This is a genomic window from Klebsiella sp. WP4-W18-ESBL-05, from assembly GCF_014169075.1.
Taxonomy (GTDB): Bacteria; Pseudomonadota; Gammaproteobacteria; order Enterobacterales; family Enterobacteriaceae; genus Kluyvera; species Kluyvera ascorbata_B.
Map to the genome: position 1 here is coordinate 363,176 of NZ_AP022057.1, position 15,851 is coordinate 379,026.

The window sequence follows — 15,851 nt, forward strand, 5'->3', positions numbered from 1 at the left end:
AAAATGGGGTATGTTTTAGCAGAGTATGCTGCAAAAGCACAGGCAGCGTCCCTTAATATTAATATCTTATACTTACCATGCGTCTGATATAAGAATAATGTGCTAAATAACAACATCACAACAAATGCAATAACCATAACAATGGGGAACCTCAGGATGAAAATGAAGGGTAAAGCGTTACTGGCAGGATGTATTGCACTGGCATTCAGCAATATGGCATTAGCAGAAAATATTAAAGTTGCTGTTGTTGGCGCAATGTCCGGCCCGGTGGCGCAGTACGGTGACCAGGAGTTCAGCGGTGCGACTCAGGCGGTTGCCGATATTAACGCCAAAGGCGGTATCAAAGGTAATAAGCTGGAAATCGTCAAATATGATGACGCCTGCGATCCGAAACAGGCGGTTGCGGTGGCAAACAAAGTGGTGAATGACGGGATCAAATACGTTATCGGTCACCTCTGCTCCTCCTCTACACAGCCTGCGTCTGATATCTATGAAGACGAAGGTATCTTGATGATTACTCCGGCAGCGACGGCGCCGGAACTGACCGCTCGCGGCTATAAGCTGATTCTGCGCACCACCGGTCTGGACTCCGACCAGGGCCCGACCGCCGCGAAATACATCCTCGAGAAAGTGAAGCCACAGCGCATCGCAGTCGTTCACGATAAGCAGCAGTACGGTGAAGGCCTGGCGCGTGCGGTGCAGGACGGCCTGAAGAAGGGCGGCGCGAATGTGGTCTTCTTTGACGGTATTACCGCTGGTGAGAAAGACTTCTCTACGCTGGTTGCGCGACTGAAGAAAGAGAACATCGACTTTGTTTACTTCGGCGGTTACCACCCTGAGATGGGCCAGATCCTGCGTCAGGCTCGGGCTGCTGGTCTGAAAACCCAGTTCATGGGGCCGGAAGGCGTGGCGAACGTGTCGCTGTCTAATATCGCGGGCGATTCTGCGGAAGGTCTGCTGGTGACGAAACCTAAGAACTACGACCAGGTTCCAGCGAACAAACCGATCGTTGATGCGATTAAGGCGAAGAAACAGGATCCGAGCGGTGCGTTCGTGTGGACCACCTACGCGGCGCTGCAGTCGCTGCAGGCGGGCCTGAACCACTCTGACGATCCGGCTGAGATTGCTAAATTCCTGAAGGCCAACACCGTAGATACCGTCATGGGGCCGCTGTCCTGGGATGAGAAAGGTGACCTGAAGGGCTTCGAATTCGGTATCTTCAACTGGCACGCGAACGGTACGGCGACCGACGCGAAGTAAGACTTTATTGCGCTACGGAACCGCATCAAATGGAGGCCGGATAAGGCGTATACCGCCATCCGGCAATGTGCGTAGCGCTGCCTGATGGCGCTGTGCTTATCAGGCCTGCACGAGATGTCGCCCGGCCGAGGCGTTAGCCGACGCCGGGATCGTCACTACCCGCGAACCCAGCCGTCTGTCTGCGATTTAAACCCCAGTGCTTTCGCAAACGCCGCCATTTCCAGGCTCTCTTCAACACCTGACTTGCTCAGCGTCCAGCGGTTGACCTGCGGGTTATCGCGCATCACCTCTTCCACCAGATACTGCCCTACGCCGCGGCGGCGGGTGACTTCGCGTACGCAAAGATCATCAAGCTGGCCATGGGCACCGTTCAACGTCACCTTCACGGCGGCAAGCAGGCGTTCATTAAAGCGGGCGGCATACAGACGGTGAGCGTCGTCGAGCGCACGTTCTGTGGCAGTACCGGCGGGCCAGATCTTGCCAAGGCAAATGTGGTCCTGGTCGCTAAAGGTCTCTAAACGGATGATGGTCAGCTTCATGGGCAATGGGCTCAAATCACGGAAATGACGGTCAGTGTACTCAATTTATTCTGCTGCAGGCTCTCTCTTTTTTGCCCTGGCAGCCAGGTGATTCGTTTTTCGATAACTCCGGCGGCAGTCCGAAACAGCATGGATCGAAAAATCGACAGAATTTTAACCTAAAATCCAGCGTTTTATTCGGCTCTTTGTGCCGTTATTTTATGCTGCATAGCGGACTTTTTTTTGTTTATCTATGGCAAAAATCAGAATATTATCTTTTCTTAATAGACTGAAAAATAGAGAATTTAGTCTGTTTTCGTTCAAAAAGCTGCGCTAACCCATTAAAGATAATGGCAAAAATAGCGTTGTATAGTAAAAGTACAGAATGCTTTTTAACCACAACATTACAAAATATCTACACGCCACGACGTGTAAACACGACATCACGAATGGGGATCCCGAAGTATGAAAAGGAATACAAAAACAGTAATCGCAGGGATGATCGCGCTGGCTATGTCTCAAGGGGCTTTGGCTGACGATATCAAGGTTGCGGTCGTTGGTGCGATGTCCGGCCCGGTTGCGCAGTGGGGCGACATGGAGTTCAACGGCGCGCGCCAGGCCATTAAAGATATCAACGCCAAAGGCGGTATTAAGGGCGATAAACTGGTGGGCGTGGAGTACGACGACGCCTGTGACCCGAAACAAGCGGTGGCGGTCGCCAACAAAATCGTCAATGACGGTATTAAATACGTCATCGGCCACCTCTGCTCCTCTTCAACGCAGCCTGCGTCTGACATTTATGAAGATGAAGGCATTCTGATGATCTCCCCAGGGGCCACCAACCCGGAGCTGACCCAACGCGGCTATCAGTACATTATGCGAACCGCAGGCCTGGACTCTTCGCAGGGGCCGACGGCGGCAAACTACATTCTGAATAAGGTCAAACCGCAGCGTATCGCCATCATTCATGACAAACAGCAGTATGGCGAAGGCCTGGCGCGTTCCGTACAGGATGGGCTGAAAAAAGGCGGCGCCAACATCGTCTTCTTCGACGGCATTACCGCCGGGGAGAAAGACTTCTCCGCGCTGATTGCCCGCTTGCAAAAAGAGAATATCGACTTCGTTTACTACGGCGGCTACTACCCGGAAATGGGCCAGATGCTGCGTCAGGCGCGCGCCGTGGGTCTGAAAACCCAGTTTATGGGCCCGGAAGGGGTGGGTAACGCGTCGCTGTCGAACATCGCGGGCGCTGCGGCGGAAGGTATGCTGGTGACCATGCCAAAACGCTATGACCAGGATCCGGCAAATAGCGCTATCGTCGATGCCCTGAAAGCGCAGAAGAAAGATCCGAGCGGCCCGTACGTGTGGATCACCTACGCCGCCGTGCAGTCTCTGGCTACCGCCATGGAACGTACCGGCAGCGATGAGCCGCAGGCGCTGATTAAGGATTTAAAAGCCAACGGGGCGAAAACCGTGATTGGGCCGCTGTCCTGGGATGAAAAAGGCGACCTGAAAGGCTTTGAATTTGGCGTATTCCAGTGGCACGCCGACGGCTCATCCAGCGCGGTGAAGTAACCTTCATTTCCCCCTGGCGGGCGAAGATCCGCAGGGGTAGCAAAAGGCTAATTTATGTCAGAGCAGGTTCTCTACTTTGTGCAGCAGATGTTTAACGGCGTAACGCTGGGAAGCACCTATGCACTGATCGCCATCGGTTACACCATGGTGTACGGGATTATCGGCATGATCAACTTCGCCCACGGCGAGGTGTACATGATCGGTAGTTATGTCTCCTTTATGATCATCGCCGCGCTGATGATGATGGGCATCGACACCGGCTGGCTGCTGGTGGCGGCTGGCTTTATCGGGGCGATCGTCATTGCCAGCGCCTACGGCTGGAGTATCGAACGGGTAGCCTATCGCCCGGTACGTAACTCCAAGCGTCTGATTGCGCTGATCTCCGCTATCGGGATGTCTATCTTCCTGCAAAACTACGTCAGCCTGACCGAAGGTTCGCGCGATGTCGCATTGCCGAGCCTGTTTAACGGTCAGTGGATTGTTGGCAGCAGCGATAACTTCTCCGCTTCAATTACTACCATGCAGCTGGTCATCTGGATTGTGACCTTTATCGCGATGCTGGCGCTGACGCTGTTTATTCGCTACTCGCGGATGGGCCGCGCCTGCCGTGCTTGTGCCGAAGATCTGAAGATGGCCAGCCTGCTGGGCATCAACACCGACCGTGTGATTGCGCTGACCTTCGTTATCGGTGCGGCGATGGCGGCGGTGGCGGGCGTACTGCTTGGCCAGTTCTACGGCGTTATCAACCCGTACATCGGCTTTATGGCCGGGATGAAAGCCTTCACTGCGGCGGTACTCGGCGGTATCGGCAGCATTCCAGGCGCGATGATCGGCGGACTGATCCTCGGCATTGCGGAAGCGCTGTCGTCGGCCTACCTGAGCACCGAATATAAAGACGTGGTGTCGTTCGCGCTGCTGATCGTGGTCCTGCTGGTGATGCCAACCGGTATCCTGGGCCGCCCGGAGGTAGAGAAAGTATGAAACCGATGCAATTTGCGATGGCGCTGCTCTCTGCCGCCATGTTCTTTGTGCTGGCAGGCGTCTTTATGGGCGTGCAGCTGCAGCTTGACGGCACCAAACTGGTGGTCGGCAGCGCGGCGGATATCCGCTGGCAGTGGATCTTTATCGGCACGGCGGTGGTGTTTTTCTTCCAGATGCTGCGCCCGCTGTTCCAGAAAGGGCTGAAAAGCGTCTCCGGGCCGAAGTTTATCCTGCCGGCGATTGACGGCTCGACGGTGAAACAAAAGCTGTTCCTGATTGCGCTGCTGGTGATTGCCGTGGCGTGGCCGTTTATGGTGTCGCGCGGCACGGTGGATATCGCCACCCTGACCATGATTTACATCATTCTCGGGTTAGGTCTGAACGTGGTGGTGGGTCTTTCTGGCCTGCTGGTGCTGGGCTATGGTGGCTTCTATGCCATCGGCGCCTATACCTTCGCGTTGCTGAACCATTATTACGGTCTCGGCTTCTGGACCTGTCTGCCAATCGCGGGGCTGGTCTCGGCGGCGGCGGGCTTCCTGCTCGGCTTCCCGGTACTGCGTCTGCGCGGTGACTATCTGGCGATTGTGACCCTGGGCTTCGGTGAAATCGTCCGTATCCTGCTGCTTAACAACACCGAAATCACCGGCGGCCCGAACGGCATTAGCCAGATTCCAAAGCCAACCTTCTTCGGCCTTGAGTTCAGCCGCAGCGCGCGTGAAGGTGGCTGGGATACCTTCAGCAACTTCTTTAACGTCAAGTACGACCCGTCCGACCGCGTTATCTTCCTTTACCTGGTCGCGCTGCTGCTGGTGGTGCTGAGCCTGTTCGTGATTAACCGCCTGCTGCGTATGCCGCTGGGCCGCGCGTGGGAAGCGCTGCGTGAAGATGAAATTGCCTGCCGCTCGCTGGGCCTGAGCCCAACGCGCATCAAGCTGACCGCTTTTACCATCAGCGCCGCGTTTGCCGGTTTTGCCGGTACGCTGTTTGCCGCGCGCCAGGGCTTTGTTAGCCCGGAATCGTTCACCTTTGCCGAGTCAGCCTTCGTGCTGGCGATTGTGGTACTGGGCGGGATGGGCTCGCAGTTTGCGGTCATCCTCGCGGCAATTCTGCTGGTGGTGTCACGCGAGCTGATGCGTGACTTTAACGAATACAGCATGCTGATGCTCGGCGGCCTGATGGTGCTGATGATGATCTGGCGTCCGCAGGGCCTTCTGCCGATGACCCGTGTACAGATGAAGTTGAAAAACGGGCAAGCGAAAGAAGGAGAGCAGGTATGAGTCAGCCATTATTATCCGTTAACGGCCTGATGATGCGTTTTGGCGGCCTGCTGGCGGTCAACAACGTGGCGCTGGAGCTGCATCCTCAGGAGATCGTCTCCCTGATTGGCCCGAACGGCGCGGGAAAAACCACGGTCTTTAACTGCCTGACCGGCTTCTACAAGCCGACCGGCGGCACCATTATGCTGCGCGATAAGCATCTGGAAGGGCTGCCAGGCCAGCAGATTGCGCGTATGGGCGTGGTACGTACCTTCCAGCATGTGCGCCTGTTCCGCGAGATGACGGTGATTGAAAACCTGCTGGTGGCGCAGCATCAGCAGCTGAAAACCGGTGTCTTCTCCGGGCTGTTGAAAACGCCATCGTTCAGGCGTGCGCAGAGCGAAGCGCTGGACCGCGCCGCCGTCTGGCTTGAGCGTATCGGCCTGCTTGAGCACGCCAACCGCCAGGCGTCGAACCTGGCCTATGGAGACCAGCGTCGCCTGGAGATTGCCCGCTGCATGGTGACCCAGCCGGAAATCCTGATGCTCGATGAACCGGCTGCCGGTCTTAACCCAAAAGAGACCAAAGAGCTGGACGAGCTGATTGCCGAACTGCGTAATCATCACAACACCTCTATCTTGTTGATTGAACACGATATGAAGCTGGTGATGGGTATTTCCGACCGTATCTACGTGGTGAACCAGGGTACGCCGTTAGCCAACGGCACACCGGAAGAGATTCGCAACAACCCGGATGTGATCCGCGCGTATCTGGGTGAGGCATAATATGGATAAAGTGATGTTATCGTTTGATAAAGTCAGCGCCCACTACGGTAAGATTCAGGCGCTGCACGACGTGAGTCTGCACATTAATCAGGGTGAGATCGTAACGCTTATCGGCGCCAACGGCGCGGGCAAAACCACGCTGCTCGGCACCTTGTGCGGCGATCCGCGCGCCACCAGCGGGCGCATTGTCTTTGATGATAAAGACATTACCGACTGGCAGACGGCAAAAATCATGCGCGAAGCGGTGGCGATTGTCCCGGAAGGGCGCCGCGTCTTCTCGCGCATGACGGTGGAAGAGAACCTGGCGATGGGCGGCTTTTTTGCCGAGCGTGACCAGTTCCAGGATCGCATCAAGTGGGTCTACGAGCTGTTCCCACGCCTGCTTGAGCGCCGTATCCAACGAGCGGGCACCATGTCCGGCGGTGAGCAGCAGATGCTGGCGATTGGCCGTGCGCTGATGAGCCAGCCGCGCCTGTTGCTGCTGGATGAGCCGTCGCTGGGATTAGCGCCGATTATCATCCAGCAGATCTTCGACACCATCGAACAACTGCGCGAGCAGGGCATGACCATCTTCCTCGTCGAGCAGAACGCCAACCAGGCGCTGAAGCTTGCCGACCGCGGCTACGTGCTGGAAAACGGCCACGTGGTGCTGGAAGATACCGGTGATGCGCTGCTGGCTAACGAAGCGGTGCGCAGCGCGTACCTCGGCGGTTAGTTTTCAGCAGCGCCCGGGCCAAACAAAAAGAGAGCCTCATGGCTCTCTTTTTGTACAATATGGCTGTACAATTGTATTGTACATATTTGGAGGTGAATATGCGTACGATTAACTACAGTGAAGCGCGGCAGAATCTGGCGGAGGTACTGGAAAGTGCCGTCAGCGGGGGGCCTGTCACCATTACGCGCCGAGGGCATAAGCCTGCGGTGATTATCAGCGCGGAAGAATTTGAGCGTTATCAGGCGGCCAGAATGGATGATGAATTCGCGGCAATCATGGCGATACATGGTAATGAAATCAGGGAGCTGGCAGATAAATGACCCTTCAGATTATCTCAGCGGAAGAGATAATACAGTTTCACGACAGGTTGCTCCGCGTAACGCCTGGCGTAGAGGGAATGCCCGATCCCGGCCGCGCAGAAGCGCTGATGTACCGGGTGCTCAATCAAATCGAATATCAAGGCGTGACAGATGTCTGGCTGCTTGCGGCAATGCATCTGCTGGCGATCTCGCGTGGGCATATTTTTAATGACGGAAATAAACGGACGGCATTATTTATTACCTTACTGTTTTTAAAGCGTAACGGCATTTCATTACCGGCTAATCCTGATTTTGTTGCGATGACGGTTGAGGCTGCCGCTGGGCAACTCACGCTGGAGCAGATAGCAGCCCGGCTCCGTGGATGATCCCGATAGTGCTGTGCCAGCGCCGACCCGGGTACTGACACGACACCTATACGTGTCTCAGCTCCCACTTTCCCTTCTCACAACCGTCACCGCCTTGCCATCCCTTTGTCGCGTTACTATCTTTTTTTTGTAATAAAAAAGTTATTTTTCTGTCATTCGAGCATGTCATGTTACCCCCGCGAACATAAAACGCGTGATATCGCGCATCCCGGCACAAAAAGAGAGATAACCGATGATATCGTTACGACATACAGCTTTAGGATTGGCAATGAGTCTGGCATTCGCAGGTCAGGCTATGGCGGTTACCACGATTCCGTTCTGGCACTCAATGGAAGGTGAGCTGGGCAAAGAAGTTGACTCCCTGGCGCAGCGTTTTAACGCCGCCAACCCGGACTACAAAATTACCCCGGTGTACAAAGGCAACTACGAGCAGAGCCTGAGCGCAGGCATCGCCGCCTTCCGTACCGGCAACGCCCCGGCGCTGCTGCAGGTGTATGAAGTGGGCACCGCCACCATGATGGCCTCTAAGGCGATTAAGCCGGTATATCAGGTATTCAGCGATGCCGGTATCAAGTTCGACGAATCTCAGTTTGTGCCGACGGTTTCCGGTTACTACACCGATGCGAAAACCGGGCACCTGCTCTCCCAGCCGTTTAACAGCTCTACCCCGGTGCTGTACTACAACAAAGACGCCTTCAAGAAAGCCGGGTTAGACCCGGAGCAGCCGCCAAAAACCTGGCAGGATCTGGCCGAGTATACCGCGAAGCTAAAAGCGGCGGGTATGAAGTGCGGCTACGCCAGCGGCTGGCAGGGCTGGATCCAGATTGAAAACTTCAGCGCCTGGCACGGTCTGCCGGTCGCGACTAAAAACAACGGCTTCGACGGTACCGATGCGGTACTGGAGTTCAACAAGCCGGAGCAGGTCAAACACATTGCCTTGCTGGAAGCGCTGAATAAGAAGGGCGATTTCAGTTACTTTGGCCGTAAAGACGAATCGACCGAGAAGTTCTACAACGGCGATTGCGCTATCACCACCGCTTCTTCCGGCTCGTTGGCAGACATCCGTCATTACGCCAAATTCAACTACGGCGTGGGCATGATGCCGTACGACGCCGACGTGAAGGGCGCGCCGCAAAACGCCATCATCGGCGGGGCGAGCCTGTGGGTGATGCAGGGTAAAGACAAGGAAACCTACACCGGCGTGGCGAAGTTCCTCGAGTTCCTGGCGAAGCCGGAAAATGCCGCGGAATGGCATCAGAAAACCGGCTATCTGCCGATCACCACCGCAGCGTACGATTTAACGCGTCAGCAGGGCTTCTATGACAAGAATCCTGGCGCCGATATCGCCACGCGTCAGATGCTGAACAAGCCGCCGTTGCCGTTCACCAAAGGCCTGCGTCTGGGCAACATGCCGCAGATTCGTACCATCGTGGATGAAGAACTGGAAAGCGTCTGGTCCGGTAAGAAAACGCCTCAGCAGGCGCTGGACTCTGCGGTAGAGCGCGGGAATCAGTTGCTGCGCCGCTTCGAGCAATCGACCAAGTCTTAATGTGAAATGCCGGGTGGCGGCTTCGCCTTACCCGGCCTACGCGTTGATGTAGGCCGGATAAGCATCGCGCCATCCGGCACTGCTCAGGAATAAAACCTTCATGTCATCATCCCGTCCGGTGTTTAAATCCCGCTGGCTGCCCTACGCATTGGTCGCCCCGCAGCTGATTATCACCGTTATTTTCTTTATCTGGCCCGCCGGTGAAGCGCTGTGGTACTCGCTGCAAAACGTCGATCCGTTTGGCCTCTCCAGCCAGTTTGTCGGCCTGGATAACTTCGTCACGCTGTTCCACGATCCGTACTATCTCGACTCCTTCTGGACGACGATGAAGTTCAGCACCCTGGTCACCGTCAGCGGCCTGCTGGTGTCGCTGTTTTTCGCCGCGCTGGTGGATTACGTGGTACGCGGCAGCCGTCTCTACCAGACGCTGATGCTGCTGCCTTACGCCGTCGCGCCTGCCGTGGCCGCCGTGCTGTGGATCTTCCTGTTCAACCCCGGTCGTGGCCTGATTACCCATTTCCTCGGCGAGTTCGGCTATGACTGGAACCATGCGCAAAACAGCGGTCAGGCTATGTTCCTGGTGGTTTTCGCCTCGGTGTGGAAGCAAATCAGCTACAACTTCCTGTTCTTCTTCGCCGCGCTGCAATCTATTCCGCGCTCCTTAGTGGAGGCCGCTGCCATCGACGGCGCGGGCCCGATTCGCCGCTTCTTCAAGCTGGCGCTGCCGCTGATTGCGCCGGTGAGCTTCTTCCTGCTGGTGGTGAACCTGGTGTACGCCTTCTTCGACACCTTCCCGGTGATTGATGCGGCTACCGCCGGCGGCCCGGTGCAGGCCACCACCACGCTGATTTACAAGATTTACCGCGAAGGGTTTGCCGGGCTGGACCTCTCGGCCTCTGCCGCCCAGTCGGTGGTGCTGATGTTCCTCGTCATCATCCTGACCGTGGTGCAGTTCCGCTACGTGGAAAGAAAGGTGCGCTACCAATGATTGAGAACCGTCGCGGGCTGACGATATTCAGCCACACCATGCTGATCCTCGGGATTATCGTGATTCTTTTCCCGCTGTACGTGGCGTTTACGGCGGCCACGCTGGATAACCAGGCCGTGTTTGAAACGCCGATGACGCTCATTCCTGGCACGCATCTGCTGGAAAATATGCAGGCGATTTGGGTCAACGGCGTGGGTGCCAACAGCGCGCCGTTCTGGCTGATGATGCTTAACAGCTTCATCATGGCGTTTGCCATTACCGTCGGCAAAATCGCGGTGTCGATGCTCTCCGCCTTCGCCATCGTCTGGTTCCGCTTTCCGCTGCGTAACCTGTTCTTCTGGATGATCTTTATCACGCTGATGTTACCGGTTGAGGTGCGTATTTTCCCGACGGTTGAAGTGATTGCCAACCTGAAGATGCTCGACAGCTACGCGGGGCTGACGCTGCCGCTGATGGCCTCGGCAACCGCAACTTTCCTGTTCCGTCAGTTCTTTATGACCCTGCCGGACGAGTTGATTGAGGCGGCGCGAATCGATGGCGCCTCGCCGATGCGTTTCTTTCGCGACATCGTGCTGCCGCTGTCGAAAACCAATCTGGCGGCGCTGTTCGTGATTACCTTTATTTACGGCTGGAACCAGTATCTCTGGCCACTGCTGATTATTACCGACGTCAATCTCGGCACCGCCGTAGCGGGCATCAAAGGGATGATCGCCACCGGTGAAGGCACCACGCAGTGGAACCAGGTGATGGCGGCGATGCTGCTGACCCTGATTCCCCCCGTCGTTATCGTTTTAGCCATGCAGAGGGCATTTGTGCGTGGTTTAGTGGACAGTGAGAAATAAAAATGGCTGGTTTAAAACTACAGGCAGTAAGCAAAAGCTGGGACGGTAAAACCCAGGTCATTCAACCGCTGACGCTGGACGTGGCGGACGGGGAGTTTATTGTGATGGTTGGCCCGTCGGGCTGCGGGAAATCGACGCTGCTGCGCATGGTGGCGGGGCTTGAGCGCGTCACCAGCGGCGATATCTGGATTGACCGTAAACGCGTCACCGAGATGGAGCCGAAGGATCGCGGCATCGCAATGGTGTTCCAGAACTATGCGCTCTATCCGCACATGAGCGTGGAAGAAAACATGGCCTGGGGGCTGAAAATTCGCGGTCTGGGCAAGGCGCACATTGCTGAGAAGGTCCGGGAAGCGGCGCGCATTCTTGAGCTGGATGGGCTATTGAAACGCCGCCCGCGCGAGCTGTCCGGCGGCCAGCGTCAGCGTGTGGCCATGGGCCGCGCCATCGTGCGCGACCCGGCGGTGTTCCTGTTTGATGAACCGCTTTCCAACCTTGATGCGAAACTGCGCGTGCAGATGCGTCTTGAATTGCAGCAGCTTCACCGCCGCCTGAACACCACCTCGCTGTACGTCACCCACGATCAGGTTGAAGCGATGACCCTCGCCCAGCGCGTCATGGTGATGAACAAAGGTATCGCCGAGCAAATCGGCACGCCGGTGGAAGTGTACGAGAAGCCGGCCAGCCGCTTTGTGGCGAGCTTTATCGGCAGCCCGGCGATGAACCTGCTGGACGGGCGGCTGGACGCGTCCGGCACGCGCTTTGCGCTGGCAAACGGTATGCAGCTGTCGCTGCCGGAGACGCGGCGTGAATATGCCGGACGCGCCATGACGCTGGGTATTCGTCCGGAACATATTGCGTTAAGCTCACAGGCGGAAAACGGCGTGCCGATGATGGTCGATACGCTGGAAATTTTGGGTGCAGATAACCTGGCGCATGGGCGCTTTGGCGAACAGAAAATGGTGGTGCGTTTACCGCATCAGTTACGCCCGCACGCAGGCACTACGCTGTGGCTGCATCTGCCGGACGATCATCTGCACCTCTTCGAAGGTGAAACAGGAATGCGTGTATGAGCAACTGGCCTTATCCTCACATCGTCGCCCACCGCGGCGGCGGTAAATTAGCCCCGGAAAACACCCTGGCGGCGATCGACGTGGGCGCGCGCTACGGCCACACCATGATTGAGTTTGACGCCAAGCTATCTCAGGACGGTCAGATTTTTTTACTGCATGATGATAACCTTGAGCGCACCAGCAACGGCTGGGGCGTAGCGGGCGATCTCAGTTGGCAGGATCTGCTGCGTGTGGATGCGGGAAGCTGGTTCAGCAGCGCTTTTAAGGGCGAGCCGCTGCCGCTGCTGTCTGAGGTGGCGGAACGCTGCCGTCGGCATGGCATGATGGCTAATATTGAAATTAAACCGACGACCGGCTGTGGGCCGCTGACCGGTAAAACGATCGCGCTGGCCGCCCGTGAGCTGTGGAACGATATGACGCCGCCGCTGCTGTCGTCGTTTGAAATCGATGCGCTTGAGGCCGCGCAGCTCGCGGCCCCCGAGCTGCCGCGCGGTTTGCTGCTGGATGAGTGGCGGGATGACTGGCAGACGCTGACCTCACGCCTGGGCTGCGTCTCCATTCACCTTAATCACCGTGTGCTGGATGAAGCGCGGGTGGACGCGCTGCGCGCTGCCGGGCTGAAGATTCTGGTGTATACGGTAAACAATCCCCAGCGCGCACGGGAGCTGCTGCGCTGGGGCGTAAACTGCATCTGTACCGATGCGATTGACGTGATAGGACCCGACTTCCAGCCTTAATAGGATTTGAGCATGCCGCCGTTGTTATTGGGCAACGGCTGCTGCTGATTGAGCATCCCGGGCTGCGCCTGCTGGACGCGCTGCTGGTTAGCTTTGAGCTGGTTTTGCAGATGCTGCTGCTGTTGCTGCGTCTGCACCTGCCGCTGCTGGTTCAGCATGCCTTTCTGCTGCTGCTGTTGGTTGAGCATGCGTGACTGCATCCGCTGCTGGCTGGGAATTTCGTAGCCCGGCTGGTTTGGGTTGTTGTCAACGTTCAGCGGTGCGGCCAGCGCGGCGAACGGCAAGAGCGCCGCGACAATCAGTAATCGTTTCATCATCTTTCCTCCTTGTAGGGGATACTCTAAGTTTACTCCTTTCCCACCGTCACGAGGATTATTTCAGCATTATGAACCAGGCTTAGTGCGGACCATACCTGCATGTCTGGAGAATAATGATGATGATAACGCTGACGTTTTTACGCCGGGTTGCGCTTGCCGCCCTGCTCTCAGGAAGCTGTTTTAGCGCGCTGGCGGCCCCGCCTCCGCCCCCGGTATCTTACGGCGTGGAAGAAGATGTGTTTCATCCCGTACGGGCCCAAAAGGGGATGGTGGCATCCGTCGATGCAGCAGCCACCCGCGTGGGCGTGGATATTCTGCGTCAGGGCGGTAATGCCGTCGATGCGGCGGTGGCGGTGGGCTACGCGCTGGCGGTCACGCACCCGCAGGCCGGTAATCTCGGCGGCGGCGGGTTTATGCTGTTGCGTACCAAAGACGGTAAAACTACGGCGATCGACTTTCGTGAAATGGCCCCGGAGCAGGCTTCTCGCGATATGTTCCTTGATGAGCACGGCAACCCGGACAGTAAAAAATCGCTGACATCGCATTTGGCTTCAGGCACGCCGGGTACCGTTGCGGGCTTTTCACTGGCGCTGGAAAAATACGGCACGATGCCGCTCAATAAAGTGATCCACCCGGCGATGAAGCTGGCGAAAGACGGCTTTATCGTGAACGATGCGCTGGCCGACGATCTCAAGACTTACGGTAGTGAAGTGCTGCCGAATCACGCCAATAGCAAAGCTATTTTCTGGAAAAACGGTGAGCCGCTGAAAAAAGGCGACAAGCTGGTGCAGGCAAATCTGGCGCAAAGCCTGGCGTTGATTGCCGAACACGGTCCGGATGCCTTCTACAAAGGGTCGATTGCCGATCAGATTGCCGATGAAATGCACAAAAACGGCGGGCTGATGAGCAAGGCGGATCTGGCTCGTTATAAGGCCATCGAACGCACGCCGATTAGCGGTACCTATCGGGGCTATGAAATCTTCTCTATGCCGCCGCCGTCCTCCGGCGGGATCCATATCGTGCAGATCCTGAATATCCTTGAGAACTTCGACCTGCATCAATACGGCTTCGGCAGCGCCGACGCGATGCAACTGATGGCGGAAGCGGAAAAACGCGCCTATGCCGACCGCTCCGAATATCTTGGTGACCCGGATTTTGTGAAGGTGCCGTGGCAGGCGCTGACCAACAAAGCCTACGCTAAATCGATAGCCGACCAGATTGACATCCACAAAGCCAAACCCTCCAGCCAGATAAAACCCGGCAAGCTGGCGCCATATGAAAGTAACCAGACCACCCATTTCTCGGTAGTGGATAAAGACGGCAATGCGGTGGCGGTAACCTATACCCTCAATACCACCTTCGGTACCGGCATTGTGGCGGGGAACACCGGCATTCTGCTGAATAATGAAATGGATGACTTCTCCGCCAAGCCCGGCGTGCCGAACGTGTATGGTCTGGTGGGCGGTGATGCCAACGCGGTAGAGGCAAGAAAACGCCCGCTGTCGTCGATGTCGCCGACCATCGTGGTGAAAGACGGTAAAACCTGGCTGGTCACCGGTAGCCCGGGTGGGAGTCGCATTATTACTACGGTGCTGCAAATGATCGTGAACAGCATTGATTTTGGGATGAACGTCGCTGAGGCGACCAATGCGCCGCGCTTCCACCACCAGTGGTTGCCGGACGAGCTGCGGGTTGAGAAGGGGTTCAGCCCGGATACGCTTAAACTGCTGGAAACGAAAGGGCAGAAGGTGGCGGTGAAAGAGGCCATGGGCAGCACGCAGAGCATTATGGTCGACCCGGACGGTACGCTGTACGGTGCGTCCGACCCGCGTTCGCCGGATGACTTAACCGCAGGGTTCTAGTTGACCCTAACGTTAACCCTCTCCCCGTAAGGGAGAGGGAGCCGTTCAGTGCGCCGTCTTCAGCCGCGCCATAAAGTAGGCATCGACATACTCACCGTTACGCAGCGCGTAGCGCTTACCGGTGCCTTCAATGTCAAAACCGAACTTACGGTACAGCGCCAGCGCCACGGGGTTATCGACGAAGACCGTCAGTTCGATGCGCTCGACGCGCAGCCAGTTGTCGCACAGGTTGATCATTTCACGCATCAGCGCGCTGCCCACCCCGCGCCCCTGAAAATCGGCGGAAATACTGGTGCCGAAGGTGGCGACGTGGCTGCGGCGCGGGTTATCCGCCACATCCAGCACCAGATGGCCGACCACCTGCTCGTCGATGCAGGCCACCAGATGTCGACGGCCTGGACGCGGTTTTAGTCGTTCTTCCCACATTTCCATGGCCGGATGAGGAATTTGTAGCGTGTCATGATAAACCCCCGGATGTGCGGTGATGCGGCGTAAAGGTTCAGCATCTCTGGCTTCGGCGTGGCGTATCACAATATCGCTCATTCATCTTATCCTCTGTGGTTGATAGTCATCTTTACCATCATTGATTTTAAAATGTGCGTCAATGCGCTTTTTTTGCAAAAAAGTGTTGGACAAGTGCGAATGAGAATGATTATTATTGTCCTGCATTCAGGGCGTCCTTGCGGAGTACCTGAAAGCACGACATTG

16 protein-coding genes and 1 pseudogene are annotated in these 15,851 nt (G+C 56.6%); 14 read left to right on the forward strand and 3 right to left on the reverse strand.

Annotated elements, in window-relative coordinates; all coding sequences use genetic code 11:
* The first annotated feature begins 156 nt into the window (after positions 1–156).
* Complete coding sequence (livJ, locus tag H7R58_RS01715) at positions 157–1,260, forward strand: branched chain amino acid ABC transporter substrate-binding protein LivJ (RefSeq protein ID WP_182929885.1); 1,104 nt, start codon at positions 157–159, stop codon at positions 1,258–1,260.
* 155 nt (positions 1,261–1,415) lie between these two features.
* On the opposite strand, the gene panM is transcribed toward livJ, so the two are convergent.
* On the reverse strand, positions 1,416–1,799 hold the full coding sequence (gene panM / locus H7R58_RS01720) for an aspartate 1-decarboxylase autocleavage activator PanM (RefSeq protein WP_106925083.1): 384 nt from the start codon (positions 1,797–1,799) through the stop codon (positions 1,416–1,418).
* Positions 1,800–2,243: 444 nt separating this feature from the next.
* Between panM and livK the strand changes: the two genes are divergently transcribed.
* The 12 genes from livK to ugpQ all read left to right on the forward strand — a co-directional run bounded on the left by livK (position 2,244) and on the right by ugpQ (position 12,964).
* Positions 2,244–3,353: a high-affinity branched-chain amino acid ABC transporter substrate-binding protein LivK gene (gene livK / locus H7R58_RS01725; protein WP_106925084.1), complete on the forward strand. Its 1,110-nt coding sequence runs from the start codon at positions 2,244–2,246 to the stop codon at positions 3,351–3,353.
* Positions 3,354–3,407: 54 nt separating this feature from the next.
* Positions 3,408–4,334 carry a high-affinity branched-chain amino acid ABC transporter permease LivH gene (livH, locus tag H7R58_RS01730; protein ID WP_106925085.1) on the forward strand — a complete coding sequence of 309 codons (927 nt, stop codon included), beginning with the start codon at positions 3,408–3,410 and terminating at the stop codon, positions 4,332–4,334.
* On the forward strand, positions 4,331–5,611 hold the full coding sequence (livM, locus tag H7R58_RS01735) for a branched chain amino acid ABC transporter permease LivM (RefSeq protein WP_106925086.1): 1,281 nt from the start codon (positions 4,331–4,333) through the stop codon (positions 5,609–5,611). The genes livH and livM overlap by 4 nt, the downstream gene beginning before the upstream one ends.
* Positions 5,608–6,375, forward strand: coding sequence for a high-affinity branched-chain amino acid ABC transporter ATP-binding protein LivG (livG, locus tag H7R58_RS01740; protein ID WP_182929886.1), 768 nt, complete (start codon positions 5,608–5,610; stop codon positions 6,373–6,375). Before livM ends, livG begins: the two co-directional genes overlap by 4 nt.
* A 1-nt stretch (position 6,376) precedes the next feature.
* Positions 6,377–7,090 (forward strand): high-affinity branched-chain amino acid ABC transporter ATP-binding protein LivF, encoded by a 714-nt coding sequence (gene livF, locus H7R58_RS01745; protein ID WP_106925088.1) that lies wholly within the window; start codon positions 6,377–6,379, stop codon positions 7,088–7,090.
* Positions 7,091–7,188: 98 nt separating this feature from the next.
* Positions 7,189–7,410, forward strand: a complete 222-nt coding sequence (locus H7R58_RS01750; protein WP_181357971.1) for a type II toxin-antitoxin system Phd/YefM family antitoxin — start codon at positions 7,189–7,191, stop codon at positions 7,408–7,410.
* Positions 7,407–7,775, forward strand: coding sequence for a type II toxin-antitoxin system death-on-curing family toxin (locus H7R58_RS01755; RefSeq protein WP_106925089.1), 369 nt, complete (start codon positions 7,407–7,409; stop codon positions 7,773–7,775). The genes H7R58_RS01750 and H7R58_RS01755 overlap by 4 nt, the downstream gene beginning before the upstream one ends.
* A 232-nt stretch (positions 7,776–8,007) precedes the next feature.
* Entirely contained in the window at positions 8,008–9,324 is a 1,317-nt protein-coding gene (gene ugpB / locus H7R58_RS01760) for a sn-glycerol-3-phosphate ABC transporter substrate-binding protein UgpB (protein ID WP_182929887.1), read from the forward strand.
* Positions 9,325–9,424: 100 nt separating this feature from the next.
* The gene (gene ugpA, locus H7R58_RS01765; protein WP_106925091.1) at positions 9,425–10,312 is read left to right on the forward strand and encodes a sn-glycerol-3-phosphate ABC transporter permease UgpA; all 888 of its coding nucleotides are present in this window, start codon (positions 9,425–9,427) and stop codon (positions 10,310–10,312) included.
* Positions 10,309–11,154 carry a sn-glycerol-3-phosphate ABC transporter permease UgpE gene (gene ugpE / locus H7R58_RS01770; protein ID WP_106925092.1) on the forward strand — a complete coding sequence of 282 codons (846 nt, stop codon included), beginning with the start codon at positions 10,309–10,311 and terminating at the stop codon, positions 11,152–11,154. The genes ugpA and ugpE overlap by 4 nt, the downstream gene beginning before the upstream one ends.
* 2 nt (positions 11,155–11,156) lie before the next feature.
* Positions 11,157–12,227: a sn-glycerol-3-phosphate import ATP-binding protein UgpC gene (locus H7R58_RS01775; RefSeq protein ID WP_182929888.1), complete on the forward strand. Its 1,071-nt coding sequence runs from the start codon at positions 11,157–11,159 to the stop codon at positions 12,225–12,227.
* A complete protein-coding gene (gene ugpQ, locus H7R58_RS01780; protein ID WP_106925094.1) occupies positions 12,224–12,964 on the forward strand; it encodes a glycerophosphodiester phosphodiesterase in 741 nt (246 codons plus the stop codon). The genes H7R58_RS01775 and ugpQ overlap by 4 nt, the downstream gene beginning before the upstream one ends.
* 2 nt (positions 12,965–12,966) lie before the next feature.
* Here the strand turns inward: ugpQ and H7R58_RS01785 are convergent.
* Positions 12,967–13,278 (reverse strand): annotated as a pseudogene (locus tag H7R58_RS01785) (DUF2756 family protein); the annotation flags it as partial.
* A gap of 122 nt (positions 13,279–13,400) precedes the next feature.
* On the opposite strand from H7R58_RS01785, the gene ggt reads away from it, so the two are divergent.
* Positions 13,401–15,143, forward strand: coding sequence for a gamma-glutamyltransferase (gene ggt, locus H7R58_RS01790; protein ID WP_182930581.1), 1,743 nt, complete (start codon positions 13,401–13,403; stop codon positions 15,141–15,143).
* Positions 15,144–15,188: 45 nt separating this feature from the next.
* On the opposite strand, the gene yhhY is transcribed toward ggt, so the two are convergent.
* The gene (yhhY, locus tag H7R58_RS01795) at positions 15,189–15,686 is read right to left on the reverse strand and encodes an N-acetyltransferase (RefSeq protein ID WP_182929889.1); all 498 of its coding nucleotides are present in this window, start codon (positions 15,684–15,686) and stop codon (positions 15,189–15,191) included.
* Between the last annotated feature and the right edge of the window lie 165 nt (positions 15,687–15,851).

Bases quoted from the DNA above. Each gene is read 5' to 3' on its own strand.
- ggt (WP_182930581.1), top strand. From the start codon at position 13,401: ATGATAACGCTGACGTTTTTACGCCGGGTTGCGCTTGCCGCCCTGCTC.
- panM (WP_106925083.1), bottom strand. From the start codon at position 1,799: ATGAAGCTGACCATCATCCGTTTAGAGACCTTTAGCGACCAGGACCAC.
- yhhY (WP_182929889.1), bottom strand. From the start codon at position 15,686: ATGAGCGATATTGTGATACGCCACGCCGAAGCCAGAGATGCTGAACCT.
- ugpQ (WP_106925094.1), top strand. From the start codon at position 12,224: ATGAGCAACTGGCCTTATCCTCACATCGTCGCCCACCGCGGCGGCGGT.
- ugpA (WP_106925091.1), top strand. From the start codon at position 9,425: ATGTCATCATCCCGTCCGGTGTTTAAATCCCGCTGGCTGCCCTACGCA.
- ugpB (WP_182929887.1), top strand. From the start codon at position 8,008: ATGATATCGTTACGACATACAGCTTTAGGATTGGCAATGAGTCTGGCA.
- livH (WP_106925085.1), top strand. From the start codon at position 3,408: ATGTCAGAGCAGGTTCTCTACTTTGTGCAGCAGATGTTTAACGGCGTA.
- livK (WP_106925084.1), top strand. From the start codon at position 2,244: ATGAAAAGGAATACAAAAACAGTAATCGCAGGGATGATCGCGCTGGCT.
- livF (WP_106925088.1), top strand. From the start codon at position 6,377: ATGGATAAAGTGATGTTATCGTTTGATAAAGTCAGCGCCCACTACGGT.
- H7R58_RS01750 (WP_181357971.1), top strand. From the start codon at position 7,189: ATGCGTACGATTAACTACAGTGAAGCGCGGCAGAATCTGGCGGAGGTA.
- livM (WP_106925086.1), top strand. From the start codon at position 4,331: ATGAAACCGATGCAATTTGCGATGGCGCTGCTCTCTGCCGCCATGTTC.
- livJ (WP_182929885.1), top strand. From the start codon at position 157: ATGAAAATGAAGGGTAAAGCGTTACTGGCAGGATGTATTGCACTGGCA.
- H7R58_RS01755 (WP_106925089.1), top strand. From the start codon at position 7,407: ATGACCCTTCAGATTATCTCAGCGGAAGAGATAATACAGTTTCACGAC.
- H7R58_RS01775 (WP_182929888.1), top strand. From the start codon at position 11,157: ATGGCTGGTTTAAAACTACAGGCAGTAAGCAAAAGCTGGGACGGTAAA.
- livG (WP_182929886.1), top strand. From the start codon at position 5,608: ATGAGTCAGCCATTATTATCCGTTAACGGCCTGATGATGCGTTTTGGC.
- ugpE (WP_106925092.1), top strand. From the start codon at position 10,309: ATGATTGAGAACCGTCGCGGGCTGACGATATTCAGCCACACCATGCTG.